Source organism: Trichormus variabilis 0441 (genome assembly GCF_009856605.1).
GTDB classification, from domain to species: Bacteria; Cyanobacteriota; Cyanobacteriia; order Cyanobacteriales; family Nostocaceae; genus Trichormus; species Trichormus variabilis.
In genome coordinates this window covers 1,845,811-1,870,851 of record NZ_CP047242.1, presented here as the reverse complement: position 1 = coordinate 1,870,851, position 25,041 = coordinate 1,845,811, and the positions used below count along the sequence as shown (strand labels likewise).

The window sequence follows — 25,041 nt, the reverse complement described above, 5'->3', positions numbered from 1 at the left end:
TTAATGATGACAGCTTTGTCTGTGGTGTTCTTGTTGACCATGATGGTTGCATCCGCCTTGATGGTCGTGGTGATGATCGTGACTATGACCATTACCGTGGGCGCAGCCTTGCAAATCTTGGCTCATGAGGTTTTCGCTCATGGCGCGGAAGGATTCGTCTACAGGTTTTAAGCCAATCCAAGTTTCGAGGATTTCGACATCAAAACCAACTTCGCGGCGATCGCCTACTTGCAATAAAGGGCGACGAATTAATAAAGGCTCTCTCAGCATTAAAAGTAATGCTGTTTGCTCGTCTAGTTGTTCGGGAACAATCTCACCAGACTTGATTTGTGGCGCGGAACGATTAAACCAGTCGGTGACTGGGCGATCGCCAAAAAATGAACGCAGACGTTCCACAGTCCAAGGTTCTGTAAGCAGATTGTAAGTGATCACTTCATGTCCAGCCGCAGTTAACAAAACTTTCTGACGAGTACCACCTTTACAACCGGGTTTTTCATAGAAAATTACTCTAGCCATTTGAAGTATCTCCTAATGAGTAGGGAATGGGTAATGGGGAATAGGGAATAGGAGGATAATTAACCTGATGTGTAACTTATTCTTGAAACCCCTATCCATAGCTTGCTACTCTACGAGTTCTCCGTAGGAGTACCCGCAGGGTAGCTTTAATTCTTGCTCCCCTTCCCTTGTAGGGAAGGGGTTGGGGGTTAGGTTTGAAAAAGTCGCACACAGGGTTAATTATTAACTCCTACCTTCTAACTTCCCCTTAAAACTTTTTGGCATTATGGGTAACTGCATCAAACTCGAATCTTTGTTTGGGGTCAGTTTCGCCATAGATATTAAAGGTGACAGTTGGTTCATCACCTATTGCTTGGACGCTATGAATTGCATCGGGAGTGAAGCTAATCATGTCCCCTGGTGATAAAATAATTTCTCCCGTCGCCTCGATTTTGTCTTGAGAATCTAGGGTTTTTGTGCATCGCCAAACAGTATTTTTTTCTTGCCCTTTTAAGACCGCGACAACTCCCCAAGTTCCATGATTATGAATAGTAGATAGGGTTCCTGGTGCAAATGTGACTGTTTGCACAGTCAAGGGAAAACCCAATTCATCATATAGGAGGAGAACAGAGGTTCCTGTGGTTGGAGAAGGGTCTAAATACTGACTTCGCACCCAGTACGAATTTACAATCAAGCGCCTAACGAGCATTCGGATTTCAGGTAAGCGAGTAGATTCATCACTTACCTGATTGAGAACATCTTCCATCTCAGTTAAAAACCGATAAAGACGATAATTCTCTTGTAATAAATCCCAACTTCTCGCAGATTTACACACTTGATATTGACCGTCTCCTGTCAAGAGCCAATCCCTACCTTGCATGATATTTAAACTCTCAGTTAAGAAAATCTGGGAAGTACAAATACAGGAGTGTTAACATTCGGCAGCGAATCAGTTGTGGGGAAAGTTGGAACTATAACTTTAGGAGGAAACTGGTCGTTATTAGTATTAGAAAATGTAGATAGAGTTTGAGGGGAAGATGCGCTGAAGAAAGAGAACATATTCATGGTTGTTGAGTGTTAACTAATAACTGTTGACCTTTACGGGTTCGATAGTTGCTTTCCGACGCAAGGCGACACGCCACTCCCTCAAGTCGGGAAACCCGCCCACGGGGGCGGCTCAGGAATGCACTATCTCACTATTGACTGATTTAATCGTCTTCGTCTGCTGGACGCGTCAAAACATCCAGTAGGATTCCCGCACCGAAATCATGCTTGTCATCAATTTCCTTGACTCTCATGCTGATTTCCTTAGCTTGCTCGATTTCCCCTAACTTAGCTAATACCAATCCAGCAGCTGCATAAGCGTTCAAGTATAACCTGATGGTGGATTCTTCCCGACGGTTAACCAATATTGGCTTCAGTTCCTCCCATTCATCAGGAAACTTTTCCGATTCTCTAATTTTATCTAATAATTGGTAAGTTGTTTGCAATGCTAAAGAATAATTATTTTTATAGTAAAAAAACCTATATGCTGCTACTAATATATCAGTATTTTTTCCAGTTATAGCTAAAGCTTGTTGGATATATTGCTCTGATACTGAAGTATTGTCCCAACTCTGTGCAGCTAAAATTAACAAATGTTTGATATCTTCAGGGACTTGGAACCAGGAAAATTTATTAGTGTCTGTATGCAAAATAACCTCCTGGGAATTGGTAATAGCTAATGATTAATTGGTAATTGAAGAAACTATTACCGATTACCTATTACCGATTACCAATTACCCTTGTATTTACAAAAGGTTGAGCAGATAAACCAAGGTAAAAAGAACAATCCAGATGATGTCTACGAAGTGCCAGTAAATTTCTGCCATTTCGATACCTGTGTGTTTAGTAGCTGAATAATGACCAGAACGGCGCGATCGCCACAACACACCTAAAATCAATAAAAGCCCGATAAATACGTGCAGTCCGTGGAACCCGGTCATGATATAGAAGCAGTTAGCGAACACATTGGTAGTCAGACCGTACCCTAAATTCTGGTACTCGTACACCTGACCAGCTAAAAATACCGCCCCCATAATCGCCGTCAGGAAATACCAAATCCGCATTCCCCAGACATTACCTCTCTTAATCGCCATATCACCGAAGTGAATGACCACACTACTAGATAACAGAATGGCGGTATTAATTGCTGGAACAAACAACTCTACCTCTGTTCCTTCCGGCGGCCACACCTCGGTAGTCCCACGAAAAAACAGATAAGTAGCAAAAAATCCGCCAAACATCAAAGATTCAGAAATCAGGAAAGTCAACAACCCCCAAACCCGTAAATCTGGATGCGCCTCATGTCCCCCATGAGCCTCATGGGCAGTCACACTAGTCATATTCACTTCTCCATCAATTTTTCGGTTCTTTACCTCTCACCCAACCCCTCTCCTAGCAAACGCCCAGCCTGTAGCGAGTAGTATGGCAAGTCAACTGTGTAAGGTTAATAGCAGCAAAAAGCCTCTTTCTCCCCCTGCTTCCCATGCACCCCCTGCTTTCCCTGCTTCCCCCTTCCCTACGAGGGAAGGGGGCTAGGGGGTTAGGTCTGTACACTTACTTCTGGTGCGGCTTCTAAACTATGACCATAGTCATAAGGCCCATGAGTCACCACAGGGAGAACTTCCCAATTTTCCACCAAAGGAGGAGAAGCAGTAGTCCATTCCAGGCTCAAAGCTTCCCAAGGATTATCCCCAGCTAATTCGCCCTTGCTCCAACTCCAGAGAACATTGATTGTAAAAGGAATCACCGATAAGCCTAAAATGAATGCACCGATAGTACAAAGTACATTCAAATCCACAAACTGGGGGTCATACATTGCTACCCGCCGGGGCATACCTTGTAAACCCAACTTGTGCATAGGTAAGAAAGTCAAGTTAGTTCCAACCAAAGTCAGGGCAAAGTGAATCCGACCCCAGCCTTCACCCAACTTCCGCCCTGTCATTTTGGGGAACCAGTGATAAATCCCGGCATAAATCCCAAATACAGAACCACCAAACAGAACGTAGTGGAAGTGTGCCACCACATAATAGGTGTCGTGGACGTGAACATCAAAAGGTGCTGTACCCATTGTCACGCCGCTTAAACCGCCCATGACAAACATGGACAACAAGCCAATAGCAAACAGCATGGCGCTGGTGAAGCGGATCTTTCCACCCCATAAAGTTGCCACCCAACCGAAAATTTTCACACCAGTGGGAACAGCAACAATCAAAGTAGAAATGGTGAAAAACATCCGCATCCAACCGGGTGTACCACTGGTAAACATATGGTGAACCCAGACGAACAAACCGACTACACAGATGGCGACACTAGAATAGGCGATCGCCTTATAACCAAAAATTGGTTTCCGTGCATGAACGGGAATCACCTCCGACATAATGCCGAAGATGGGCAGAATCATCAAATATACTGCTGGGTGGGAGTAGAACCAAAACAAATGTTGGTAAATAACAACGTTACCGCCAGCATCTGGTTTGAAGAAGGAAGTACCAAAGTTAAGGTCAAATAATAGCAGAACTAAACCCGCAGCTAACACTGGTGTAGAGAGTAGTGCTAGTACGGATGTTGCCAAAATTGCCCAGCAGAACAAAGGTAGTTGATCCCATTTCATGCTCGGAACCTTCATCATCAAGATGGTGACAACGAAGTTCACAGAACCCAGAATGGAAGAAGTCCCTACCAGAACAATTGCCAAAATCCACAGGGTTTGTGCTATTGGCGCTGTTACTAAACTCAATGGTGGGTAAGCAGTCCAACCAGACTGAGAACCACCAAAAATAAAGCTAAGTAACAAGAGTAAACCGGCTGGTGGGTTTAACCAAAAAGCGATCGCATTCAGTTTGGGAAACGCCATATCCCGCGCCCCAATCATCAAGGGAATGAGATAATTACCAAACCCCCCAATGGCACTAGGAACAATCCATAAGAAAATCATGATTGTTCCGTGATTGGTCATGAAGGCGTTATACAGATTCGGATCAATGAAGTCTGCATCAGGTGTTGCTAACTCGGTACGGATAGCGATCGCCATCAACCCACCGATGAGATAGAACAAAAATGCTGTTACCAGGTATTGGATACCAATAACCTTATGGTCTACATTAAAAGTGAAGTAATCTCGCCATTTCCAAGCTGGCAGAGTTACGCCATGTCCAACCGCCAAATTTTTCGGCTGATTGTCATCTGGCGGAATGTGTGGTGGAAATTCAACTCGTGTCATAAGGCTATTTTGTGATGATATTTGTAGAAACGTTGTATGGAACGTCTCTACTTAACGGACATTCCCTGCAACGTATCTGCACTAATTCCCAAATCTTGGGTGTAAGGTGCAAGAAACTCGGATGTTGATAAATTAGCTGGGTTAACTGCAACAGCCTGATGTAGATTTTGTTGTTGAGCAACCTGATTTTCTGCAAGCCAGCTATCAAACTCCTCTGGTGTGTGGACAATAACCTGCGATCGCATCGAACCATGATAACCACCACAAAGTTCAGCGCACACTATCGGATATGTCCCTGGTTTGGTAGCCACAAATCTTAATTCGGTAGGAACCCCAGGAATTGCGTCTTGCTTCAGTCGGAATTGGGGAACCCAGAATGAGTGAATTACATCCTGTGCTGAAAGATTAAGTTGTACATCAGCGCCTACCGGAACGTGTAGTTCTCCGGCGGAAACACTGTTATCAGGATAATCGAATAACCAAGCAAACTGCATCCCAGTCACATTGACAACTAAGTCTGCGGTTTTACCGGCAGTTGTCGGACTTGCACCAATCCCAATTCCCGGATTAATTGCAGATGTCGAGGTATCGTTTAGTGTTGCTGCTAATGCAGTACCTGAAGAGTGCGCCACATGAGCGGAAGCATGGGGATGAGTCCCAGGTTCTAATCCTCCCATTTGGTTGAAGACATCTACACTATAGATACCCAGGCAAACCACAATTATTGATGGAATTGCCGTCCAAAAAATTTCTAAGGGAACGTTCCCTTCCACTGGTACGCCATCGGTATTATCACCCCGACGACGACGATACTTAAATAAGAAAATCAGAATCGTACCTTCTACTACCAAAAACAGCGCCACTGCAATGGTAAACATAATATTAAAAAATCCGTCTACCAAAGGCGCTTGTTCTGATGCTTGAATAGGTAGTAGGTTATGATTTTGACCAATCCAAAGACTGATTACTCCAACTACTATTCCAGCAATTAGAGTCCAGAGTGAAACAGGAATTTGCTGCATACCACCTACTCATTTACTTATCGAAATTGGGAATTGAGAATTGTTAATTGGTAATCGCCTCATTAACACCAGTACCTAATTCCTAGTCCCTAATCCCCAGTCCCTTTTTATTTCACTTATTAACTTTCTAACTTATGCCCATAAAAATTGGGGGAATTATTCCAGATATCTTCATATCTTTCCCCCAAAACTTAACAATATATTTTTCGCCATCGCCCAAGTAGCTTTTACCTCTCCAAAGCTACTGAAATCAAAAAGACACAATTATTTTTAACAGCAAGTATGCTTTGTTTAATATTTAACAGTTAGTGATTTACGAGTTTGTTTACCGTGAACTTTTTGTTGATTCTCGGTATTTCTTGGTACAGAAACAAAACAAAACTCAATGTATCATCCTTCAAATTCCCAAAACCTACTGTATTCTCCAGGTTTTGAATTTTGTTGGCGTAGCCTTGTCATAGGCTATGAGTGAATTTTGAATTTTGAATTTTGAATTCTGTCTTCCCCTCTTGTTACCTTGCGAATAATCATGTCCTATGGTGAAAAACTTAATTTTCTAATGGGTTGTGGGTGTAGCAGTTCTTAGGACAAATCCGTGCGCAAGCTTGACATCCAATACAGTTTTCTGGATGAGCAACTACCATGACTTTGCGCTCGATTTCATCATCTTCCTCATCCTCTACAAATTCACCCTCTTCATTGAGTGCTTTTAAATCCAACACAGGATAACCACATACCTTAATACATCTGCCACAACCGATACATTTGTCTTTATCAATTGATTCGGCAAATTTAGGTGTCCAAGTGTTGCCTCCAAAGGTCAATCCTGTGAGTACGGCCATGTATATTCTCCTGGCAATTATGCCAATAAACTTCCCAGTGCTTTAATCATCATCTTAACTTAAGATTATCTATTTTTTTGTTGTTCATCTATTGATTTGTGAGAATCAAAATTCCCTGACTTTATACATTTTTTTAGCTGATTTTGTGTTTTAAATATTAATGAGAAATTTTATTATTAGTTACAAAGATGTGTTTAATGTGAAAATACTTATTGATTTTATCCGGTGAGAAACTTACTATAATAGATTAGTTTAAATAGTTGACTTCTGTAGCCAAGAGGTATTTGCGAATACAAGGCGCTACATATTTTTATTGCCAAAATGTCATCTATATATCAGCCTTAAATAAATTGATAATATTTTCTATATAAATAGTCTTTAAATATACGTGGTTTGGGGTTAAATCCTTGACCCATAATTAAATTACCCATGTCATCGGCTATCTTCAGGGAAGATAATTAAACCACAGGAAATATTAAGGCTATTAATAATGATGATTAATCACATTTTTCCTAAACGTAAATGTTCGCCAGAGCTATTTTGGTTAAGGGACTAAGGCTTAACAAAATGTTCGCAAGCGAAGTATTTTTTAAATTCTTTAAAACCATTTGCAGGCTCATTATGAACAAATTTATCAAACTAGCTATGAAATGTTTATTAAATGATTGGATGCAAAATCTCAAGATGGATGTGAGCGATTATTTCGGCAAGAATCAAATATTTTTGCTGGATAGCTAATTAAGTAAATGGTTAGTTATCAATCAACAGGACACATCCAGGGGGAAACTTGAGCCAAACATCTCAACGATTAGGGTGGGAAGAAAGTTATATGCCTTATACAATTCCTAACAACAGTTGCGTTGGATGTGACAACTGCCGTCCCCAATGTCCTACGGGTGCAATCAAAATCGAAAACAATAAATACTGGATAGATCCGTCTCTTTGTAATAATTGTGAGGGTTATTATGCTGAACCGCAGTGTGTGATAGCTTGTCCAGTAAAATCCCCCATACCGTGGCAAGCAAAGAAGGGGCGATGTAGAGTGGAACCGCGAGATGCAACTAGCCCAGACTTATTTTCTAATGGGAAGAATAACCCATTTGCATCGGCGATCGCAATTTGGGAAGCCTGCAACCTACTAGCGCAACGTACAGCCCTGAACTGGGAAACTGACGAAGCAGGCTATCTCTGCTACAGTCGAGCCGTCAACCAAGGACGAGGAAAAATTACCTTTTATATCCAAGACCCGTTCCAAGTCAGCGAAAAAGCCAAAAATGTAGCAGCCATTGAGGTATTTGATATTAGGGCAGCTTGTATCCATTTAATTCTATCTGCCCACGCTACAGCCTTAGATAAACCTTGGGAACAGGAGTTTACCATTGACGAACGACAGCTAGAAAAATATTTAGGGTTAGAGAAACGCAAAGACCTCAGCAAAGCTGCCAAACTAGCCCTAATGAAAAATCTTGTGCAGCAAGCTTGCTCACTTATTATTTCTATGGACTGGCCTCAGCAAGGGCAAGTCAAGGGGTTTTCAGTCACCAATAGCCGCTTGTGGGACTTAGTAAGTATTCAGCACCACTTTCAAGAAGATAAATTGGGTTGTAAATATCTCGTTGGGCTAACATTTAAAGTCAAAGCCGGGACATGGAGCCAATATTTCTTAAACAAGCAAGGATGCAAAGAACGCACTGCATTCTATCAATATGGCAGCCTCTCCAAGACTCTGTTAACCACCGTTATGAGTATTTGGCAGCAGCATGAAGGAGCCGTAAAATTAATGCTGTGGTTATTATTTAAAACCAAAATGGGCAAGGAACAACGCATCACTGTTCCTACCTTACTACGCATTGCTTATGGTCAAGAAAAAGTCAACCTTGCTACTAGACATAGAGAAGAACGCAAACGCTTATTGCGGACATTTGAAAATGATTTAGAAGTACTAAATCATTTAGGAATTAAACCCATTTTCGATCCCATCACTTATCCTCCTGCTATCCAACCCCTATGGGCAAAATTAGTAGATATTCCTGAAGATCCCGACGAAGCATTAGAGTTTTGGATTAATGATGCAGGTGGTGAAACTCGCCTCACCGATAGCGGCCCCCGTGGTAAGTGGAATCTGTTGATGAATGCGCGGATTTTATCCTTTGAATTACCGCCAGAATGGGAAAGACAAATTGCCGAATCAGAAAAAAAACAACGGCGAACTGCTAAGAGTAGACAAAAAATAAAAACCGCAGGTGATTTAGTTGGTGAGCAAATTTTGCAAGCTCGCAAAAGTTTGAATTTATCTCAACGGGAATTAGCAAAGCTCACTGGTAAAAGCCAAAGCTGGATTCGAGACATAGAAAATGGTCGCTTAAAAGCGAAGCTAGAAGACCAAACACTTTTACGCAAAGTGTTACACATTGCTTAAGCGATAAGCAGCAATTTCATAAGTTAAACCGTCGATGTCTGTTGTTATTTAGTCTCAAATTACTATTATTAATCGGCGGTTAATTTTTTATAATTATCCAATCACAAAACATACATAAATCAGTTAAAATCTATATACTCACATTTTATATCACTTGCTTATCGCTAAAATTATCAAGCTAAAAAGCCTACTATTTCGTATGATGGGCATTGCCCATAATTGTTTTAAATTTTGAATTTTGCGGAAAGTTCTGTAGGCGGGTTTCCCGTCGTAGGAAACTTTTCAAGACGAATTTTGAATTGGAGCGAAGCGACTTGACATCTACCACTACAGACAACTTTGTTAATATTTTATGGGAAGCGGCGGCGGCTTATCGTGAACAAAACAAAACTCGTCCCCACCCAGAGGTAATAGTAAATGCTTTGTTACAAGCAGAAACATCAGCTAAGAAACAACACCTAACTTATGATTTTGATAGTTTAGTTGGACAATGGCGATTGTGTTTTGCAACAGGAACGAAAAAAGCGCAAAAACGCGGGGGAATAATTTTAGGTAAGGGTTGGTATGTACCCCAATTTACCAAAATTTATATATCCTTCAGTTCTGGTTCAACAGAGGATGTTAACAGAGGGGAAGTTGGCAACCAGGTACAGTTGGGGTCATTATTATTAAAACTTACAGGCCCAGCTAAATATTTAGGTAAGAAAAATCTTTTAGCTTTTGACTTTACCCAAATGTATATTAATGTATTTGGTCGGAAAGTTTACCAACAAAGTATTCGTTCTGGAAAAGGTAATTACGCAGATTTTTACAGCCAATCCATAGCGAAACAAGCATTTTTTGCTTTCTTTATAGTGACACAGGATTTTATTGCCGCCCGTGGACGCGGGGGCGGTTTGGCGCTGTGGATTCGGGAAAATAATGAGTAATTCACAACTATGTAGAGTGGGTATTGCAATATAGCAATTTCTAAGCAAGTGAGGTAAAGATTTATTCTTTTTAAACGCAGCGAAAAGTTCTGTAGGAGGGTCTCCCTCCGTAGGAAACTTTTCAAGACAGAGGGGCGCGGAGGATTTTTACTTAGTACCTTAGTGGATTGGGAAACGCTATAAGCATCCTATTTTGTATGAGTAAGAGAAGCGATCGCTTGCTCAATTTCTTTACTGACTAGCTGATTTCCTTGTAAACTCAGATGAATATGGTCTCTGTATAAGGCTTTAAAGTTATTTGTGGCGTTGAATATTGGTAAAAAATCTATATATTTTATCTCCTGAGACTGAGCAAAGTCCTTCAGGCGTTGACGTGCTGTGATTTCGTAATCACGGGGGCCTGGTTCACCTAGTTCTCGTAATAGGGGAGTCATCACTAGCAGAAATTGGCTATTATTCTGACGGGCGAATGTTTGAATTTTACTAACAGCATCCAGATTAATCCCCACACGATCGCCCCCTTCTTTCTGTAATGCGGCTAATTCTGGGATTGACTGGGGTTTTTGGATGTAACGCTGCCATACTTCTATTAATGCTAGGGGCGGTTTTTTGTCTGGATAGTTGCGATCGCGTCCTACTGGTAAAGATGTCGGTGCAGTGGCAAATAAATCATCAGTATTCAGTACTAGCACGATTATTTGGGCATGAAAGTTACCATAACGTTGCAAGTAAGCTAGCTCGTTTCTCGGCCCCCAGGAATTAGCCGAAGCATTCAGTACTTCCACTTGGCGATAATTGTCATGAGTTGCTGAACTAAGGGAAACTGTCATCAAATTGGAGATTGTATTCGTTTGATCTGTCCACCAACCACCGTTAATAATCGAATCCCCCAACAGTAGAACCCGCAGTGTGGCGGGTGCAGGTGTTTTGGCGATCGCCGCACTGCGCATAGAATATTCATTGATTTCTATGCGATTACCAAAGCGACGGGTACGCTGGTTAGGAGCTAACAAGTAACCAATATGCTGATCCCCGATGTAAACCAAAGGGTTACCAAAACCAAAGAGCGATCGCAACCCTATCTCCAGGGCTAGTAATCCTATGGTTATTAGCGAAATCATTGTTAATACTAATTTCATTTATCACCAACCCTTCCTTAAACGCGGAAAATAACTAAATTCAAAGTAAATGATTATACTCATTTTTACAAATAAAATATCACCCTTGATGTGATGGAATATTTCTGCGTAAATTTATTGAACACAGACTTTTGAGCAATTCTTCATTTCCTATTCCCTATTCTTTCATCCTGATTATTTCGTATAAAACTGAACAATTAGTCTGGAGGAGTCAGTAAAATTGTTGATGGAAATGTTGCAAAGCTTAAACAAAATATTATTAGTAATTTCGCCTGATCAGCGAATAGAAAGACTAAAATCAAAACGGGTAAATTAGCCCAGTCAAAAAGGAGGATTACAGAGTTATGTCCGACTTAAATCGCGGAATTATGAAATTTGAAGGGGCCGATTCCCCTAAAGTAGTTACCGTCTCTACAGTATTACTGTTGGGAGCGATCGCTGGTTTGATTATTTGGGCGTTACAAGCAGCTTACGCACTCAACTGAGCGTGTAATAGCTTAGAGGGACATCAGAAATACAGTGAGGGCTTACGTATGAAAACATACCTATTAGGGTTATGGGTAAGGATCAAAAGCTATTAAACCCTCATATCCTCATACCCCTGAATCCTCACAAATTTTCATTGCGTGAGTCCTCATCGATTTCCAGTATGTGTCTTCGTCAAGCGACTAACAACATCCCCAGAATCAGCAGCCAAAATTGTAGAAAAACTTTAGATATTGAAGATTTGAGGTTTTAAGTGCAAGATTAATCTCAAATCAAAAATTCATAAATGAGAGAACTTTGGGGTGCCTTAGTTATATTAATTGTCTGTCCCTTCTTGGGCGCGTTACCTGTAATTGCTTGGATTACTTACGCGCTCAAGAAGAGACGTTTAGCTCAAATAGGTACAAGAAATATCAGTGTCTCCGCAGCTTTTTACCACGGTGGCACAATTGCTGGGATTTTAGCGGTTGTATCAGAAGCCCTTAAAGGAGTCGCTGCAATTTATCTTGCTCGTGCTTTCTTCCCTGAGGGGTCATTTTGGGAATTGCTTTCCCTGATAGCTTTGGTACTCGGTAGGTACTTTATGGGCAGAGGGGCGGGGACAACCAACGTAGTTTGGGGATTATTAGTACATGATCCCCTGCTAACAATTTTTGTGAGCCTGTTGGCAATTATCAGCTTCACCCTGTTGCAGTCGAGAAATGTGGTAAAGTACGGGGTCTTATTTGTGTTTCCTTTATTTGTGGTGCTTCTCCACGCCGAAGACTTTCCTAAAATTATTAGTGCTGTAGCACTAGCGGGATTGTTATGGTGGATTTATAAGAAAATTCCTGACGACTTGGATTTGTCTTCCCAAGAGGTAGATGCAGAGTCACAAGGCGCATTTGAATATTTACAGGGCAATGATGTCATCCTCAGTTTAGATGATGAGTTAGATCCGGCGATCGTGGGACACAAAGCCGCTACTTTATCTCAAATTAAGCGCTGGGGTTATCAAGTACCAAAGGGTTGGGTACTCACCCCTGGAGACGATCCAGAAAAGTTATTAGAATTCCTCCAACCTTCCGAATTATCACCCATAGTTGTCCGTTCTTCCGCCATTGGGGAAGACTCAGAACAGGCTTCGGCGGCTGGGCAATATTTAACAGTGATCCAAGTTGCCAGTTATCAGCAACTACAACAAGCCATTACAGAAGTCAGAGAATCATATAATTATTCACCGGCTGTGCAGTATCGGCGCGATCGCGGTTTACCCGACACAGCCATGTCAGTCCTGATTCAACAACAAGTCCAAAGCGCCTATTCTGGGGTAGCTTTTAGCCGTGATCCTATTACCCAGCAAGGTGATGCGGTGATTATCGAAGCCCTACCCGGTAGCCCTACTCAAGTTGTTTCCGGCAAAGTCACACCAGAACAATATCGGGCTTTTGTGCTGGAGGCCGATAATTTGTCTTCGGTGAAACTAGAAGGTACCGGAAGAGTACCCCAGGCATTAATTAAACAAGTGGCTTACTTAGCTCGTCGGCTGGAAAAGCGTTATCTGGGAGTACCTCAAGATATCGAGTGGAGTTACGACGGTCAAACCCTGTGGTTATTGCAAGCAAGACCAATCACCACCTTATTACCCATTTGGACAAGGAAAATCGCGGCGGAAGTGATTCCAGGTGTGGTGCATCCCTTAACTTGGTCGATTAATCGTCCCTTAACTTGTAGCGTTTGGGGTGATATTTTTACGATAGTGTTAGGCGATCGCTCTACAGGATTGGATTTTACAGAAACGGCAACCCTGCACTACTCTAGAGCCTACTTTAACGCCTCTCTTCTAGGAGAAATTTTCCTCAGGATGGGATTACCGCCAGAAAGTCTAGAGTTTTTAACGAGGGGTGCAAAAATCAGTAAACCGCCGTTGCAGTCCACCTTACAAAATCTGCCGGGATTATTCAAGTTACTGAAACAAGAACTCAATTTAGAGAAAGACTTTAAACAAGATTACCAAAAGGTATTTATTCCGGGGTTATCTCAATTAGCCAATGTTTCCCTAGAGGAACAAGAGATAGGAGAACTGCTAGCCGGGATTGATTTCAACCTAGAATTGATGCGCCGTGGCACTTATTACAGCATTTTAGCTCCCCTGAGTGCCGCTATCAGACAGGGAGTTTTTCGGGTGAAAGATGAGCAAATTGATAACAGCGTCACCCCAGAAGTAGCCGCTTTACGCTCACTCAGAGCTTTAGCTGTAGATGCCAAACAGATATTACCAGAGTGTGAACCTGAGCAAGTCTTCGATACATTGGCGCAAGTCCCAGGGGGAGAAAAAATCCTCTATGAATTTAACGAATTATTGGAAGATTACGGTTATTTGAGTGATGTCGGCACAAATATCGCTGTCCCCACTTGGAAAGAAGACCCCCAACCCATCAAACAGTTATTTGTCCAGTTAATTCAACTCAGTGAGCCAGAAAAAGCCGAATTAGAAGCCAAAAAAGTTGTCGCCCCGAAACGCAAACGGGGGACTGTACAACGACGAGTAGATATTAAAGGGCGAGTCACCGAGCTTTATTCGCGCCTATTAGCCGAATTACGGTGGAGATTCGTGGCTTTAGAAAAAATTCTGCTGAAATCAGGAGTACTCAAGCAAGTAGGGGATATCTTCTTTTTAGAACTCGATGAATTACGAGATTTATTAGCAGATACCAATAATGAGTTAAGAGTTAGCTTAAACGAACTAATCCAATTTAGGCGATCGCAATTCCACCAAGACAGTCAAATTGAACAAGTCCCCCTGGTAGTCTACGGTAATATACCCCCCCATCCTTCAGAAACCACAGACGTATACTCTGACCAAATATTACAAGGTATTGCCGCCAGCCACGGACAAGCCGAAGGCAGAATCAAAGTGGTGCGAAACTTACAGAACTTACCAGACATCGATAAAGATACAATACTAGTAGTACCCTATACAGATTCCGGCTGGGCCCCTCTCTTAGTCAGAGCCGGAGGATTAGTTGCAGAAGCCGGCGGTAGACTTTCCCACGGGGCGATCGTCGCACGAGAATACGGTATACCTGCGGTGATGGATGTTAAAGGCGCAACCTGGATTCTGCAAGATGGTCAACGAGTCAGAATCGACGGGTCTAGGGGGATTGTGGAACTATCCAACGATTTACGACCAGAATGATTAGGGTGTAGGGCAAACCTCTCCTCTGCAAGGAGAAGGAACTGCCGAAAGGGTTTCCCGCGACAGTCACGCAAGTGGCGTAGAGGCTTTAACTTTTCCCCCTTCCCTATGAGGGAAGGGGGTTAGGGGGTTAGGTTTCTCGTTAGCTTTTCCACATAGCGTGAAAAATCAGAGTGGTGCGTAAGTCATTGATTCCTAATTTTGAATTTTGAATTGTTTCCCCTCCCGTCTTCTTAATGCGCGTTGACTAATAAAGCATTAAAATACATGAAGTAAAATGCTCTTTTAACCTTGGTTGCTGCTTCAGCACAGATTAGTATATGACTGACGTTCCCGCAGTTCGCATTCGCAATTTTTGTATTATTGCTCACATCGATCATGGGAAATCTACCCTGGCCGATCGCTTACTGCAAGCCACTGGCACTGTTGACGAGCGGCAAATGAAGGAACAGTTTCTCGACAACATGGATTTGGAACGGGAGCGCGGCATTACAATTAAGCTGCAAGCTGCCCGGATGAATTATCAAGCCAAAGATGGGCAGCAGTATGTACTGAATTTAATTGATACGCCAGGCCATGTGGACTTTTCCTATGAAGTTTCCCGCAGTTTGGCGGCTTGTGAGGGCGCTTTGTTAGTGGTGGACGCATCTCAAGGGGTTGAGGCGCAAACTCTGGCAAACGTGTATTTAGCTCTTGAACATAATCTAGAAATTATCCCAGTTCTGAACAAAATCGACTTACCAGGGGCAGAACCAGACCGGGTAATCGGTGAAATTGAAGAAATTATTGGTCTAGATTGCAGTGGGGCAATTCTCGCTTCTGCTAAAGAAGGAATCGGCATTAGTGAAATTCTTGAAGCCGTTGTTGAGCGTATACCACCACCACCCAATACAGTTGATCAGCGCCTACGAGCATTAATCTTCGATAGTTATTATGATATCTATCGTGGTGTTATTGTATACTTCCGTGTGATGGATGGAACCGTGAAAAAAGGCGATCGCGTCTATCTCATGGCTTCCGAGAAAGAATACGAAATCGATGAATTAGGCGTTCTTTCTCCCACCCAAAAACCCGTGGATGAACTCCACGCTGGGGAAGTGGGTTATTTCGGCGCAGCCATTAAAGCGGTAGCTGATGCGCGGGTGGGTGACACAATCACTTTATGCAACGCCAAAGCAGCAGAAGCTTTACCTGGCTACACAGAAGCCAATCCAATGGTTTTTTGTGGAATGTTCCCCATTGATGCCGATCAATTTGAAGACTTGCGGGAAGCTTTAGAGAAACTGAGGCTAAATGATGCCGCACTGCAATACGAACCAGAAACCTCCAGCGCGATGGGTTTTGGCTTCCGTTGCGGGTTCTTGGGTTTGCTGCACATGGAAATCGTCCAGGAACGCTTGGAACGAGAGTATGACCTAGATTTAATTATTACAGCCCCCTCCGTGGTGTATAAAGTCATCACCACCAAAGGCGAAGAACTGTATATAGATAATCCTAGCCATTTACCAGCCCCCAACGATCGCGAAAGGATTGAGGAACCATACGTCAAAGTGGAAATGATTACACCGGAAACCTATGTCGGCACTTTAATGGAGTTGTCGCAAAATCGCCGGGGTATCTTCAAAGATATGAAATATCTCACCCAAGGACGTACCACCCTCACCTACGAAATTCCTTTGGCAGAAGTTGTTACCGACTTTTTCGACCAAATGAAATCGCGATCGCGTGGTTATGCCAGTATGGAATATCACCTCATCGGCTATCGTGAGAACCCCTTGGTGAAGTTGGACATCATGATTAATGGTGATCCTGTCGATTCCTTAGCCATGATTGTTCACCGAGATAAAGCCTATGGTGTGGGACGTTCAATGGCGGAAAAACTCAAGGAATTAATTCCTCGTCATCAATTTAAAGTCCCCATTCAAGCGTCTATTGGTAGCAAAGTCATCGCCAGCGAACATATTCCCGCCTTGCGTAAAGATGTACTCGCCAAGTGTTATGGCGGTGACATCAGCCGAAAGAAGAAACTCTTGCAGAAACAAGCAAAAGGTAAAAAGCGGATGAAATCTGTTGGTACAGTCGATGTACCCCAGGAAGCTTTTATGGCTGTCTTGCGTTTAGATCAAAGCTAGAGACTATAGCTTAGTGCCTGACTCAGCTAACTAGGCTGGATGTCTCATCTTGCGTATCTGCATTAGGAAAACCATCAGAAAATCATCGGCATATTTAATTAAATTCATGCTTACCAAGAATGTAGAAGGACAGAATGTACCTTCTACATTCTTGTATTTTTAATCACTTCAAGGATATCATCAAGACATATAAGTAGACGTGAGTTCGATGACCTCTCCCCAAACCCCTCTCTCTTGAAAAGTTCTGAACGGAGGAAACATCCGCTCCGACGCGGAGAGGGGCTTAAATATAAATATTGTAAAAACGATTTTAATTAACTACGTAAAAATACGCAATTTCCTGCAACTTACACTCCACTAAAATTTAAAATTGTTCCTTTTGATAGTTATTAGTGGAAAAATGTATACTATAAGCTTTTCTAATTTTATATCTTAGATTTTACACTCCACCTACTGGTGAGGGGTAAGAGACTTCATTTTAATGTGGCTTTGATCAGCTAATCTAAAGACCTTCATTAAAGCTCTGATAACTTTTTCCCACTAAAATCGCAAAAAATGTAAAAAAATCCGAAAATTTTAGTAACCAAATTCTGTGTAAGTGTCAATCTCATATTTTTAGATATTTATCAGCTAACGTTCTTTTACGTTCCAAGGTCACAAAAGCCAAAATGCTGACCGTTAGGAATTTTCTTAATTTTTAATTGCTGAAAGCATTGGGGAGTTTAGTCAATGAAGATATTGGTACTAAGTTGGGAATTTCCACCGAGAATAGTTGGCGGTATTGCTCGTCATGTGGCGGAACTATATCCTGAACTGGTAAAGCTAGGGCATGAAATCCATCTAATTACGGTAGAAGTTGGTCAAGCATCGATGTACGAAGTCGTGGAGGGAATACACGTACATCGAGTACCAGTTTCTCATAGTAATGACTTTTTTCACTGGGTAGTTAATCTGAACCAAAGCATGGGACATCACGGTGGGAAGTTAATTACGGAGGAAGGGCCGTTTGATTTAATCCATGCCCATGATTGGCTAGTGGGAGATGCAGCGATCGCTCTTAAGCATAACTTTAAAATTCCCCTGATTGCTACTATCCACGCCACAGAATACGGACGCTACAACGGGATTCACAACGACACCCAACGCTACATTCACGACAAAGAAAACCTACTCGCCTACAACGCCTGGCGAATTATCGTCTGTACCAACTATATGCGCCAAGAAGTAGGGCGCACCCTAGAAAGTCCCTGGGATAAAATCGATGTGATTTATAACGGTATTCGACCAGAAAAGAAACAGCACCACGAAGATTTTCATGCTCAAGATTTTCGTCGTCAATTTGCCGAAGACCATGAGAAGATTGTCTACTATGTTGGTCGCATGACTTATGAAAAAGGTGTATCAAATTTAATCAATGCAGCCCCCAAAGTCCTATCAGAAATGGGCGGCTACGTAAAATTTGTGATTGTTGGTGGTGGTAATACTGACAATCTTAAACGTCAGGCTTGGGATTTAGGAATTTGGCACAAATGTTACTTTACCGGTTTTCTTTCCGATGAGTATTTGGACAAATTCCAAACTGTGGCTGATTGTGCAGTATTTCCTAGTCTTTACGAACCCTTTGGGATTGTAGCTTTAGAAAGCTTCGCCTCGCGGGTTCCCGTAGTGGTGTCCGATACAGGCGGCTTCCCTGAAGTAGTGCAGCATACCCGAACAGGTATCGTAACTTGGGTGAATAACCACGATTCTTTGGCTTGGGGAATTCTAGAAGTTTTGAAAAATCCGGGTTATAGTCAATGGCTGATTGATAACGCCTATAAGGATTTGGAACACCGCTTTAGCTGGCCGAAATTAGCCCAACAAACCCAAGCTGTTTATCAACGAGTGGTGAAAGAGCGATCGCAAGTTGAATGGTAACAAAATGTAAAGACAAGCTGAGGTTTTCGCAGAGAAACTCAGGGAATCAATAATTACTTGGCGTTATCCAGCGCTAACAAACAGTACAAGCCCTGTACGCTGGGAATTTTAGCCTTTGGAGTGCGAAATTAAGCAATAGTTGCAGTTTGCTCCAAAAGGTTCGTATGACAAGGGCATTCCCAAATATAGCAAAGTGCTGGAAGAATTTTATATCCCGTCTTACAGCATACCTGAAACTCTTGTTTCAGGGCAACACTGTCGAGGTTCTTCCTGCCCTAGCTGGCCCTGTCCTTAACTTAGGTGGGGGCGGCCCGGATGTGGAAGCGGCTATTCAGTGGATGATTAACCAAGTCAGGGGAACCGCTAAGGTTAACGTTGTCGTTCTCCGCACTTACGGCGGGAATGACTACAATCACCTGATTTATCGAATGTCCGGTGTAAACTCCGTGCAGACGTTGGTTATCAGCAATCGCCAAGATGCTAACAGAGATGATATTGTCCAGAAAGTCCTCAATGCTGGTGTAGTTTTCTTCGCAGGTGGCGACCAATGTCAATATATTCGTAGCTGGAAAAACACCAAGTTAGAAAAAGCTGTAGCGTCAGTTTACCGCAGAGGCGGAGCCGTTGGTGGTACTAGCGCAGGGGCAATGATTTTGAGTGATTTCATCTACGACGCTTGTGCTTGCGAAGACCCCATCGAAACCAAAGACGCACTTGAAGACCCTTACCAAAACATTACCTTTACCTACAACTTCTTCCAATGGTCACATTTACAAGGAACCATCATTGACACCCACTTTGATAGTCGTAAACGCATGGGAAGAATCATGGCTTTTATTGCCAGACAAATTCAAGATGGTGTGTCTAGAAGTGCCTTAGGGATAGCCATTAGTGAGGAGACATCAGTTGTTGTAGATAAATATGGTAAGGCAAAAGTCTTGGGGAGAAACGCCGCTTATTTCGTCTTAGGCGACCATCCCCCAGAAATCTGCAAACCCCGGACACCACTCACATATTCTGACTACAAAATTTGGCGTATCCCCTGTGGCGACACTTTTGATTTAAATAATCCACCAGCCAGGGGTTATTACTTCAGGAGTGTGAAGCGCGGGAGGTTCAATTCAGACCCTTATTAGTTGACGGTTGGGAATAAGTTTCTTCCTATACCAAACTTGCTTGTTTACGTAAACTTTGAATAGTAGCGATCGCATATTTCGCTACTATATCAATTTCTTCTGCTGTATTAAAGCGTCCAATACCGAAGCGAATAGAAGCATAGGCTAGTTTTTCTGGACTTCCTAAAGCTGTGAGGACGTGGGAGGGCGCAGTTTTGGTGGAGGAACAAGCAGAACCAGAAGACACCGCCACAACAGGCTGTAAACCCAACTGGAGTGCAGCACCGTCCACCCCTTCAATGCTGATATTCAAGTTTCCGGCTAGTCTCTGGGTGGGATGTCCGTTGAGGTGTATTCCTTCCAATTGTGCAAGTTGTGACCACAATCTATCCCTTAGCTGGGTAAGGCGCTGATTTTCCATTGTCTGTTCTGCGAGGGCGATTTCTACAGCTTTGGCAAAACCGACAATTTGCGGTGTATACAACGTCCCAGAACGCATTCCCCGTTCATGTCCGCCGCCATGCTGCTGGGGTGCGAGTTGGACTCTGGGATTGCGCCTGCGGACGTATAATGCACCAATACCCTTAGGCCCGTAAACTTTGTGGGCTGTCAGAGACATCAAATCGATGTTCATCGCTTGCACATCGAGAGGAATTTTGCCAATAGCTTGGGCTGCATCTGTGTGAAAAATTATATTGTGACTGCGGCATATTTCCCCAATTTCTGCCAAAGGTTGCAACACCCCAATTTCGTTATTAGCCGCCATCACCGATACTAAAATTGTCTCAGGACGCAACGCTTTTTCTAATTGGGCTAAATCAATTAATCCATCTGCTTGGACTGGCAAAATAGTTATCTCAAAACCAAGGGTTTTTAAATATTCACAAGGGTCAAGTACAGCATGATGTTCAGTGGCAACAGTGATAATATGCTGACCTTTTTGAAAATAAGCCTCAGCCACACCTTTAATCGCTAAATTATTCGCTTCTGTAGCCCCACTAGTAAAGACAATTTCTTCTGGACTAGCGTTAATTGCTGCTGCTAAAATTTCCCGTGCTTGTTTCACAGCCGCCTCTGCTTCCCAACCATAAATATGGCCGATACTAGCCGGGTTGCCAAATTTTTCCGTAAAGTAAGGTAGCATTGCTGCTAATACTTGTTCATCTAGAGGTGTGGTAGCGTGACAATCAAGATATATAGGACGATTAGACATAAACTAGCTCAAAATTTGACTAAGATTTTTTAATATGCTGAGAACTTTGTATAATTCATTTTCTCGCTTAAATAAAGTAAATTGGTCAGATAAGGCATAATGTAACCCAGCATTATTAGTTAATTTTATAAATATAAAATCACTACCATTTGTTACTAATCCAAATATGGGTTTATCTTGATCGGGATTAGCTATCATATAAGTTAATGCTTGAGGTATACCTTCCAATAGTGACCAACTAGACCTTTTTGATTCAATTACCAATAACCATAATCGTTGTTGAAGAACTAAAACATCAATTCTCCCTCTAACAACTTCTCCTTCCTGATCAGCAGAAAGTTCTATAGATTGCTCACTTCTAATAAAAAAAGGTTCATCATAGAATCCAGCTAAATCCAACAATGGAGATAAAATTACTAATTTTACAGTCTCTTCAGCTATCGGAGGGCGATTTACTAAACGAAGAAATTGAAATTTTGCTCTATCTAAATATTGCTTTTCTACATCTGTAATTTCCGGTAGTAACTCAAACCATTCTCTGAAAAAATTTTCATCCTTTGATATTTGCAGACCAAATCTTTCTTCTAAATAGGCAATGCCGATATTTTGTGCTTGGACAAATTGAACCATAGTTCAGAAAATAGAAAGCTTACTATTTATTGTAGGTACAATTTTTGTAAAATAGTATTGATTATAAAAATATACAAAGCGTAGTATCAGGTAATAATTATTTACTCAGCTTGATAGTTTTAGCAACTTGATTCAACTATTAGTTAATTCTTGCAACTTATTTAATACCGCTTGAGCATGACCTTTAGTTTTGACGTTAGGCCAAGTATAGGCGATGATGCCATCAGTTGATATCAAAAAAGTTGAGCGCGCTACACCCATATATTCTTTGCCCATAAATTTCTTTAAGCGCCAAGCACCATAGGCTTCTATGAGTTGATGTTCTGGGTCACTTAATAGGGTAATCGATAAATTATGTTTGTCAATAAATTTGCAGTGTGCCTTACCAGAGTCGGGACTAACTCCTAAGATTTTGGCTCCTAATCGATGAAATTCCTCATGTAAACCTGTGAAATCTTTGGCTTCTGTGGTACATCCAGGGGTATCATCTTTGGGGTAGAAATATATCACAACCCATTGACCATGAAAATCATTCAGGCTAACTAAATTACCGTTCTGGTCAGGAGTTGAGAAATCGGGTGCTGGCTGTCCGGCTTGGGGAAAGTTACTCATAATTGTACTGATATAATATTTTGCTGTCGGAAATACTGAGAATATTTGTTGGTAATTGGTAATTTTGGGTTGCTATGTAACGCGATGTGCGACTTATTTTTGAAACCCCTCTCCATAACTTGCTACTCTACGAGTTCTCCGCAGGAGTACCCGCAGGGTACCTCTCCTGAAACTGTAGAGACGTTGCATGGAACGTCTCTACGTTGAATCTTACTTCCCTTCCCTGCGTTCGCGTAGCGTGTCGAAGACAGGGAAGGGGTTGGGGGTTAGATTTCAGAGAAAGTTGCACACGGCGTTATATACTTATAATTACACGATGGTATGCGATCGCATCTCATCCCTTCCATGATCTTTAGTCCCTACTCTACATTACCGCTACGCTGTAACTGAGAAGTTTCATCGACATTAATGGCACTGCGAATATTACCAGTTAAATCACAGTTTTCTACTGTACCCGTACTATTTTTATAGGCGTACACCCCATAATATTTATTCTTATTGATACTACATCTGCGAATCACAGGATTTCCCCTGTCTCTAATTTCTACACCAGAAAAACCATTACTGAAGATATTGCAGTCTTCCACTGTCCCACGTCCGTTGAGGTGAACTAAGATACCATCACCTTGTTGATTATCGTGGATTCGGCATTTTTGAATGGTGGGGTTGCTACTATCTCTAATTTCTATGCCGGATAGATTATTGTTGAAAATATCGCAATCTTCTACAATTCCCTGAGCCTGATTACGAAATAAAATACCGCCTTCTTTATCTTGGTGTATTTTGCAACGACGAATTATCGGTTGCGCTGCATCAACGGTGATTTCCGTGGTTGTATTCCCAAAGAAATCACAATCTTCTATTGTTCCGCGACTATTTTCATACAGATAAATTCCACTTTGTTTACCATCATGAATTTGGCATTTTTGAATGACTGGGTTAGCTGTAGCGCCATGAACACCAATTCCCGACAATGAATCAGATGTAATATCACAGTCTGCTAAAATTACCTGTCCTTGGGATATATCTACAGCAAAATACTGCTTGTTTTCCGTTCCCACACGACTACGGAAAGTCAAGCCTCTGACTTCAGCTTGGTCAGTTTTCACTACAAGACAACCTGCGTCTTTACTTTCGATAATAATTTCTGCCTTGACCCCATCACCGATAATTTTTAATGCTTTGTCGAGTACTAAACTTTCTTGGTAGAGACCAGGACGTACCAAAATACGCATCCCTGGTTGAGCATTTTCTATGGCTGCACTAATAGTTTTATAGTCGCCACCGCCTTCTTGAGACACAATCAAAGTAGTCTTTGGTAATAATCTAGATAGAGCTAAAGCCCCAGTTAACCCTAGACTACTGAAGCCAACTACTGCAATTAACCGTCGTCTCGTCCATCCTTTTGGTTTTGGTGGAGGTGGTGGAGGTGGTTGCAAGCTTTTTTCAATGTCTGCTAACCGTTGCAAAATTATATGGGTATTTTGTGGGCGTTGGGCAGGTAAACGCTCCATCATTTGATCGAGTAAATCTGCAAACTGTGGCAGAATATTAGGGCGATCGCCTACTGTAGGCGTAACACTATTACTTCCACTAGAAAGTAGTCCATCACGCCAGCGTAATTCATCATTTAAATAATTATAAATTGTTGGGTCAGATGGTTCTTTTCCTGTTAATAAATAAATGAAGGTACGTCCCAAAGCAAAAAAGTCTGATTGCTGTACGGCTTGACCGTTAATTTGTTCTGAAGGTGTGTAACCTGCGGAAATAACCCCTGTGACTTGTCCTACCGCTTGCTTGGCTATGTAAGTTCCCGTCACTGACCGCGCTGTACCAAAGTCTATCAGCACCAGACGACCATCCGCCCGCAACATAATATTTGATGGTTTAATATCTCGATGAAACAAGCCTTGCTGATGGACTTGATGGAGAATTATCATGACTTCTTTGAACCATTGCAAAGCTAACTTTTGGTCAATGGGTCGATAATCTCTTTGTCTTAAATATTGACCTAAATCTAAACCCTCAATTTTTTCCATGACCAAACAGTGCATTGGTTCTTGACTATTTCGCGGAAAATACACGAAATAACCATTTGCTTCTACTGTCGGGATTCCGGGATAATTGAGTAGAGCTAAAACTTCGGCTTCTCGTTGAAATAGCTCCACTGCTTTGGGATGATTGTTAATTAGGACTTTAAGGACTTTTGCTGTTTGAGTACGTGTATCGTTGACTGCAAAAGTTTTACCAAAGCCACCACCTCCCAGAACACTAACTACTCGGTAGCGTCCTTCCAGAAGTAATTCTGAGCCACAATTCTGACAAAACAGGACATTATCAGGGTTTTGCGGTTTTGAGCATTGAGGGTTTATGCAGAGGCTCATCGCTTCGGCAAGTAACAGTTTTATCAGAATAGTTTAACCTGATCGGGATTCTTCATCATAAATTAGGCGATCGCAATAAGCTATTCTGCTTTTAAGTCTCACAATCCTAGTACTTACGTAGTGTTGCTAATTTTCTGGCTTTTTTGTCAATTGTCAATAGTCAAAATCAAGGTTTTTGGACTATTGACTATTGACCGTAGGGTATTTTGAATTTTGAATTTTGAATTGGAGCGTAAAGCCTGCGGCATAGCTTCGCTTAACGCG

The 25,041-nt window shown here is 42.0% G+C and carries 19 protein-coding genes; 7 read left to right on the top strand and 12 right to left on the bottom strand.

What is annotated here, in order from left to right; all coding sequences use genetic code 11:
* From GSQ19_RS07450 to fdxB, 7 genes are all read right to left on the bottom strand, one after another.
* The gene (locus GSQ19_RS07450) at positions 1-516 is read right to left on the bottom strand and encodes an ArsC/Spx/MgsR family protein (RefSeq protein WP_011317334.1); all 516 of its coding nucleotides are present in this window, start codon (positions 514-516) and stop codon (positions 1-3) included.
* A gap of 247 nt (positions 517-763) precedes the next feature.
* Positions 764-1,375, bottom strand: a complete 612-nt coding sequence (locus GSQ19_RS07445; RefSeq protein WP_011317333.1) for a cysteine dioxygenase family protein — start codon at positions 1,373-1,375, stop codon at positions 764-766.
* 328 nt (positions 1,376-1,703) lie between these two features.
* On the bottom strand, positions 1,704-2,189 hold the full coding sequence (locus GSQ19_RS07440; RefSeq protein ID WP_011317332.1) for a hypothetical protein: 486 nt from the start codon (positions 2,187-2,189) through the stop codon (positions 1,704-1,706).
* A 96-nt stretch (positions 2,190-2,285) separates the two neighbouring features.
* Positions 2,286-2,879, bottom strand: a complete 594-nt coding sequence (locus GSQ19_RS07435; RefSeq protein ID WP_011317331.1) for a cytochrome c oxidase subunit 3 — start codon at positions 2,877-2,879, stop codon at positions 2,286-2,288.
* Positions 2,880-3,079: 200 nt separating this feature from the next.
* Entirely contained in the window at positions 3,080-4,759 is a 1,680-nt protein-coding gene (ctaD, locus tag GSQ19_RS07430; protein ID WP_011317330.1) for a cytochrome c oxidase subunit I, read from the bottom strand.
* A 47-nt stretch (positions 4,760-4,806) separates the two neighbouring features.
* On the bottom strand, positions 4,807-5,781 hold the full coding sequence (locus GSQ19_RS07425) for a cytochrome c oxidase subunit II (protein WP_011317329.1): 975 nt from the start codon (positions 5,779-5,781) through the stop codon (positions 4,807-4,809).
* Between the two features lie 548 nt (positions 5,782-6,329).
* A complete protein-coding gene (gene fdxB, locus GSQ19_RS07420) occupies positions 6,330-6,623 on the bottom strand; it encodes a ferredoxin III, nif-specific (RefSeq protein WP_010996669.1) in 294 nt (97 codons plus the stop codon).
* Positions 6,624-7,452: 829 nt separating this feature from the next.
* Here fdxB and GSQ19_RS07415 point away from each other — a divergent pair.
* Positions 7,453-9,042: a helix-turn-helix domain-containing protein gene (locus GSQ19_RS07415; RefSeq protein ID WP_011317328.1), complete on the top strand. Its 1,590-nt coding sequence runs from the start codon at positions 7,453-7,455 to the stop codon at positions 9,040-9,042.
* Between the two features lie 314 nt (positions 9,043-9,356).
* The gene (locus GSQ19_RS07410) at positions 9,357-9,971 is read left to right on the top strand and encodes a hypothetical protein (RefSeq protein WP_011317327.1); all 615 of its coding nucleotides are present in this window, start codon (positions 9,357-9,359) and stop codon (positions 9,969-9,971) included.
* Between the two features lie 188 nt (positions 9,972-10,159).
* Here the strand turns inward: GSQ19_RS07410 and GSQ19_RS07405 are convergent, their stop codons facing one another.
* Entirely contained in the window at positions 10,160-11,110 is a 951-nt protein-coding gene (locus GSQ19_RS07405) for an SGNH/GDSL hydrolase family protein (protein WP_011317326.1), read from the bottom strand.
* A gap of 368 nt (positions 11,111-11,478) precedes the next feature.
* Here GSQ19_RS07405 and GSQ19_RS29690 point away from each other — a divergent pair, with 368 nt between their 5' ends.
* The 5 genes from GSQ19_RS29690 to GSQ19_RS07385 all read left to right on the top strand — a co-directional run bounded on the left by GSQ19_RS29690 (position 11,479) and on the right by GSQ19_RS07385 (position 19,959).
* On the top strand, positions 11,479-11,595 hold the full coding sequence (locus tag GSQ19_RS29690; protein ID WP_162470531.1) for an RNA polymerase subunit sigma: 117 nt from the start codon (positions 11,479-11,481) through the stop codon (positions 11,593-11,595).
* Positions 11,596-11,882: 287 nt separating this feature from the next.
* Positions 11,883-14,774: a glycerol-3-phosphate acyltransferase gene (locus GSQ19_RS07400; RefSeq protein ID WP_011317325.1), complete on the top strand. Its 2,892-nt coding sequence runs from the start codon at positions 11,883-11,885 to the stop codon at positions 14,772-14,774.
* Between the two features lie 320 nt (positions 14,775-15,094).
* A complete protein-coding gene (gene lepA, locus GSQ19_RS07395) occupies positions 15,095-16,906 on the top strand; it encodes a translation elongation factor 4 (protein WP_011317324.1) in 1,812 nt (603 codons plus the stop codon).
* Between the two features lie 729 nt (positions 16,907-17,635).
* Complete coding sequence (locus GSQ19_RS07390) at positions 17,636-18,823, top strand: glycosyltransferase family 4 protein (protein WP_011317323.1); 1,188 nt, start codon at positions 17,636-17,638, stop codon at positions 18,821-18,823.
* Between the two features lie 164 nt (positions 18,824-18,987).
* Positions 18,988-19,959, top strand: a complete 972-nt coding sequence (locus GSQ19_RS07385; protein WP_011317322.1) for a cyanophycinase — start codon at positions 18,988-18,990, stop codon at positions 19,957-19,959.
* 25 nt (positions 19,960-19,984) lie between these two features.
* Here the strand turns inward: GSQ19_RS07385 and GSQ19_RS07380 are convergent, their stop codons facing one another.
* The 4 genes from GSQ19_RS07380 to GSQ19_RS07365 all read right to left on the bottom strand — a co-directional run bounded on the left by GSQ19_RS07380 (position 19,985) and on the right by GSQ19_RS07365 (position 24,777).
* Entirely contained in the window at positions 19,985-21,151 is a 1,167-nt protein-coding gene (locus tag GSQ19_RS07380) for a cysteine desulfurase family protein (protein WP_011317321.1), read from the bottom strand.
* A 3-nt stretch (positions 21,152-21,154) separates the two neighbouring features.
* Complete coding sequence (locus GSQ19_RS07375) at positions 21,155-21,781, bottom strand: type I restriction endonuclease (RefSeq protein ID WP_011317320.1); 627 nt, start codon at positions 21,779-21,781, stop codon at positions 21,155-21,157.
* Between the two features lie 132 nt (positions 21,782-21,913).
* Positions 21,914-22,393 (bottom strand): thioredoxin-dependent thiol peroxidase, encoded by a 480-nt coding sequence (gene bcp, locus GSQ19_RS07370; RefSeq protein ID WP_011317319.1) that lies wholly within the window; start codon positions 22,391-22,393, stop codon positions 21,914-21,916.
* Positions 22,394-22,752: 359 nt separating this feature from the next.
* A complete protein-coding gene (locus tag GSQ19_RS07365) occupies positions 22,753-24,777 on the bottom strand; it encodes a right-handed parallel beta-helix repeat-containing protein (RefSeq protein ID WP_011317318.1) in 2,025 nt (674 codons plus the stop codon).
* Positions 24,778-25,041: the final 264 nt, after the last annotated feature.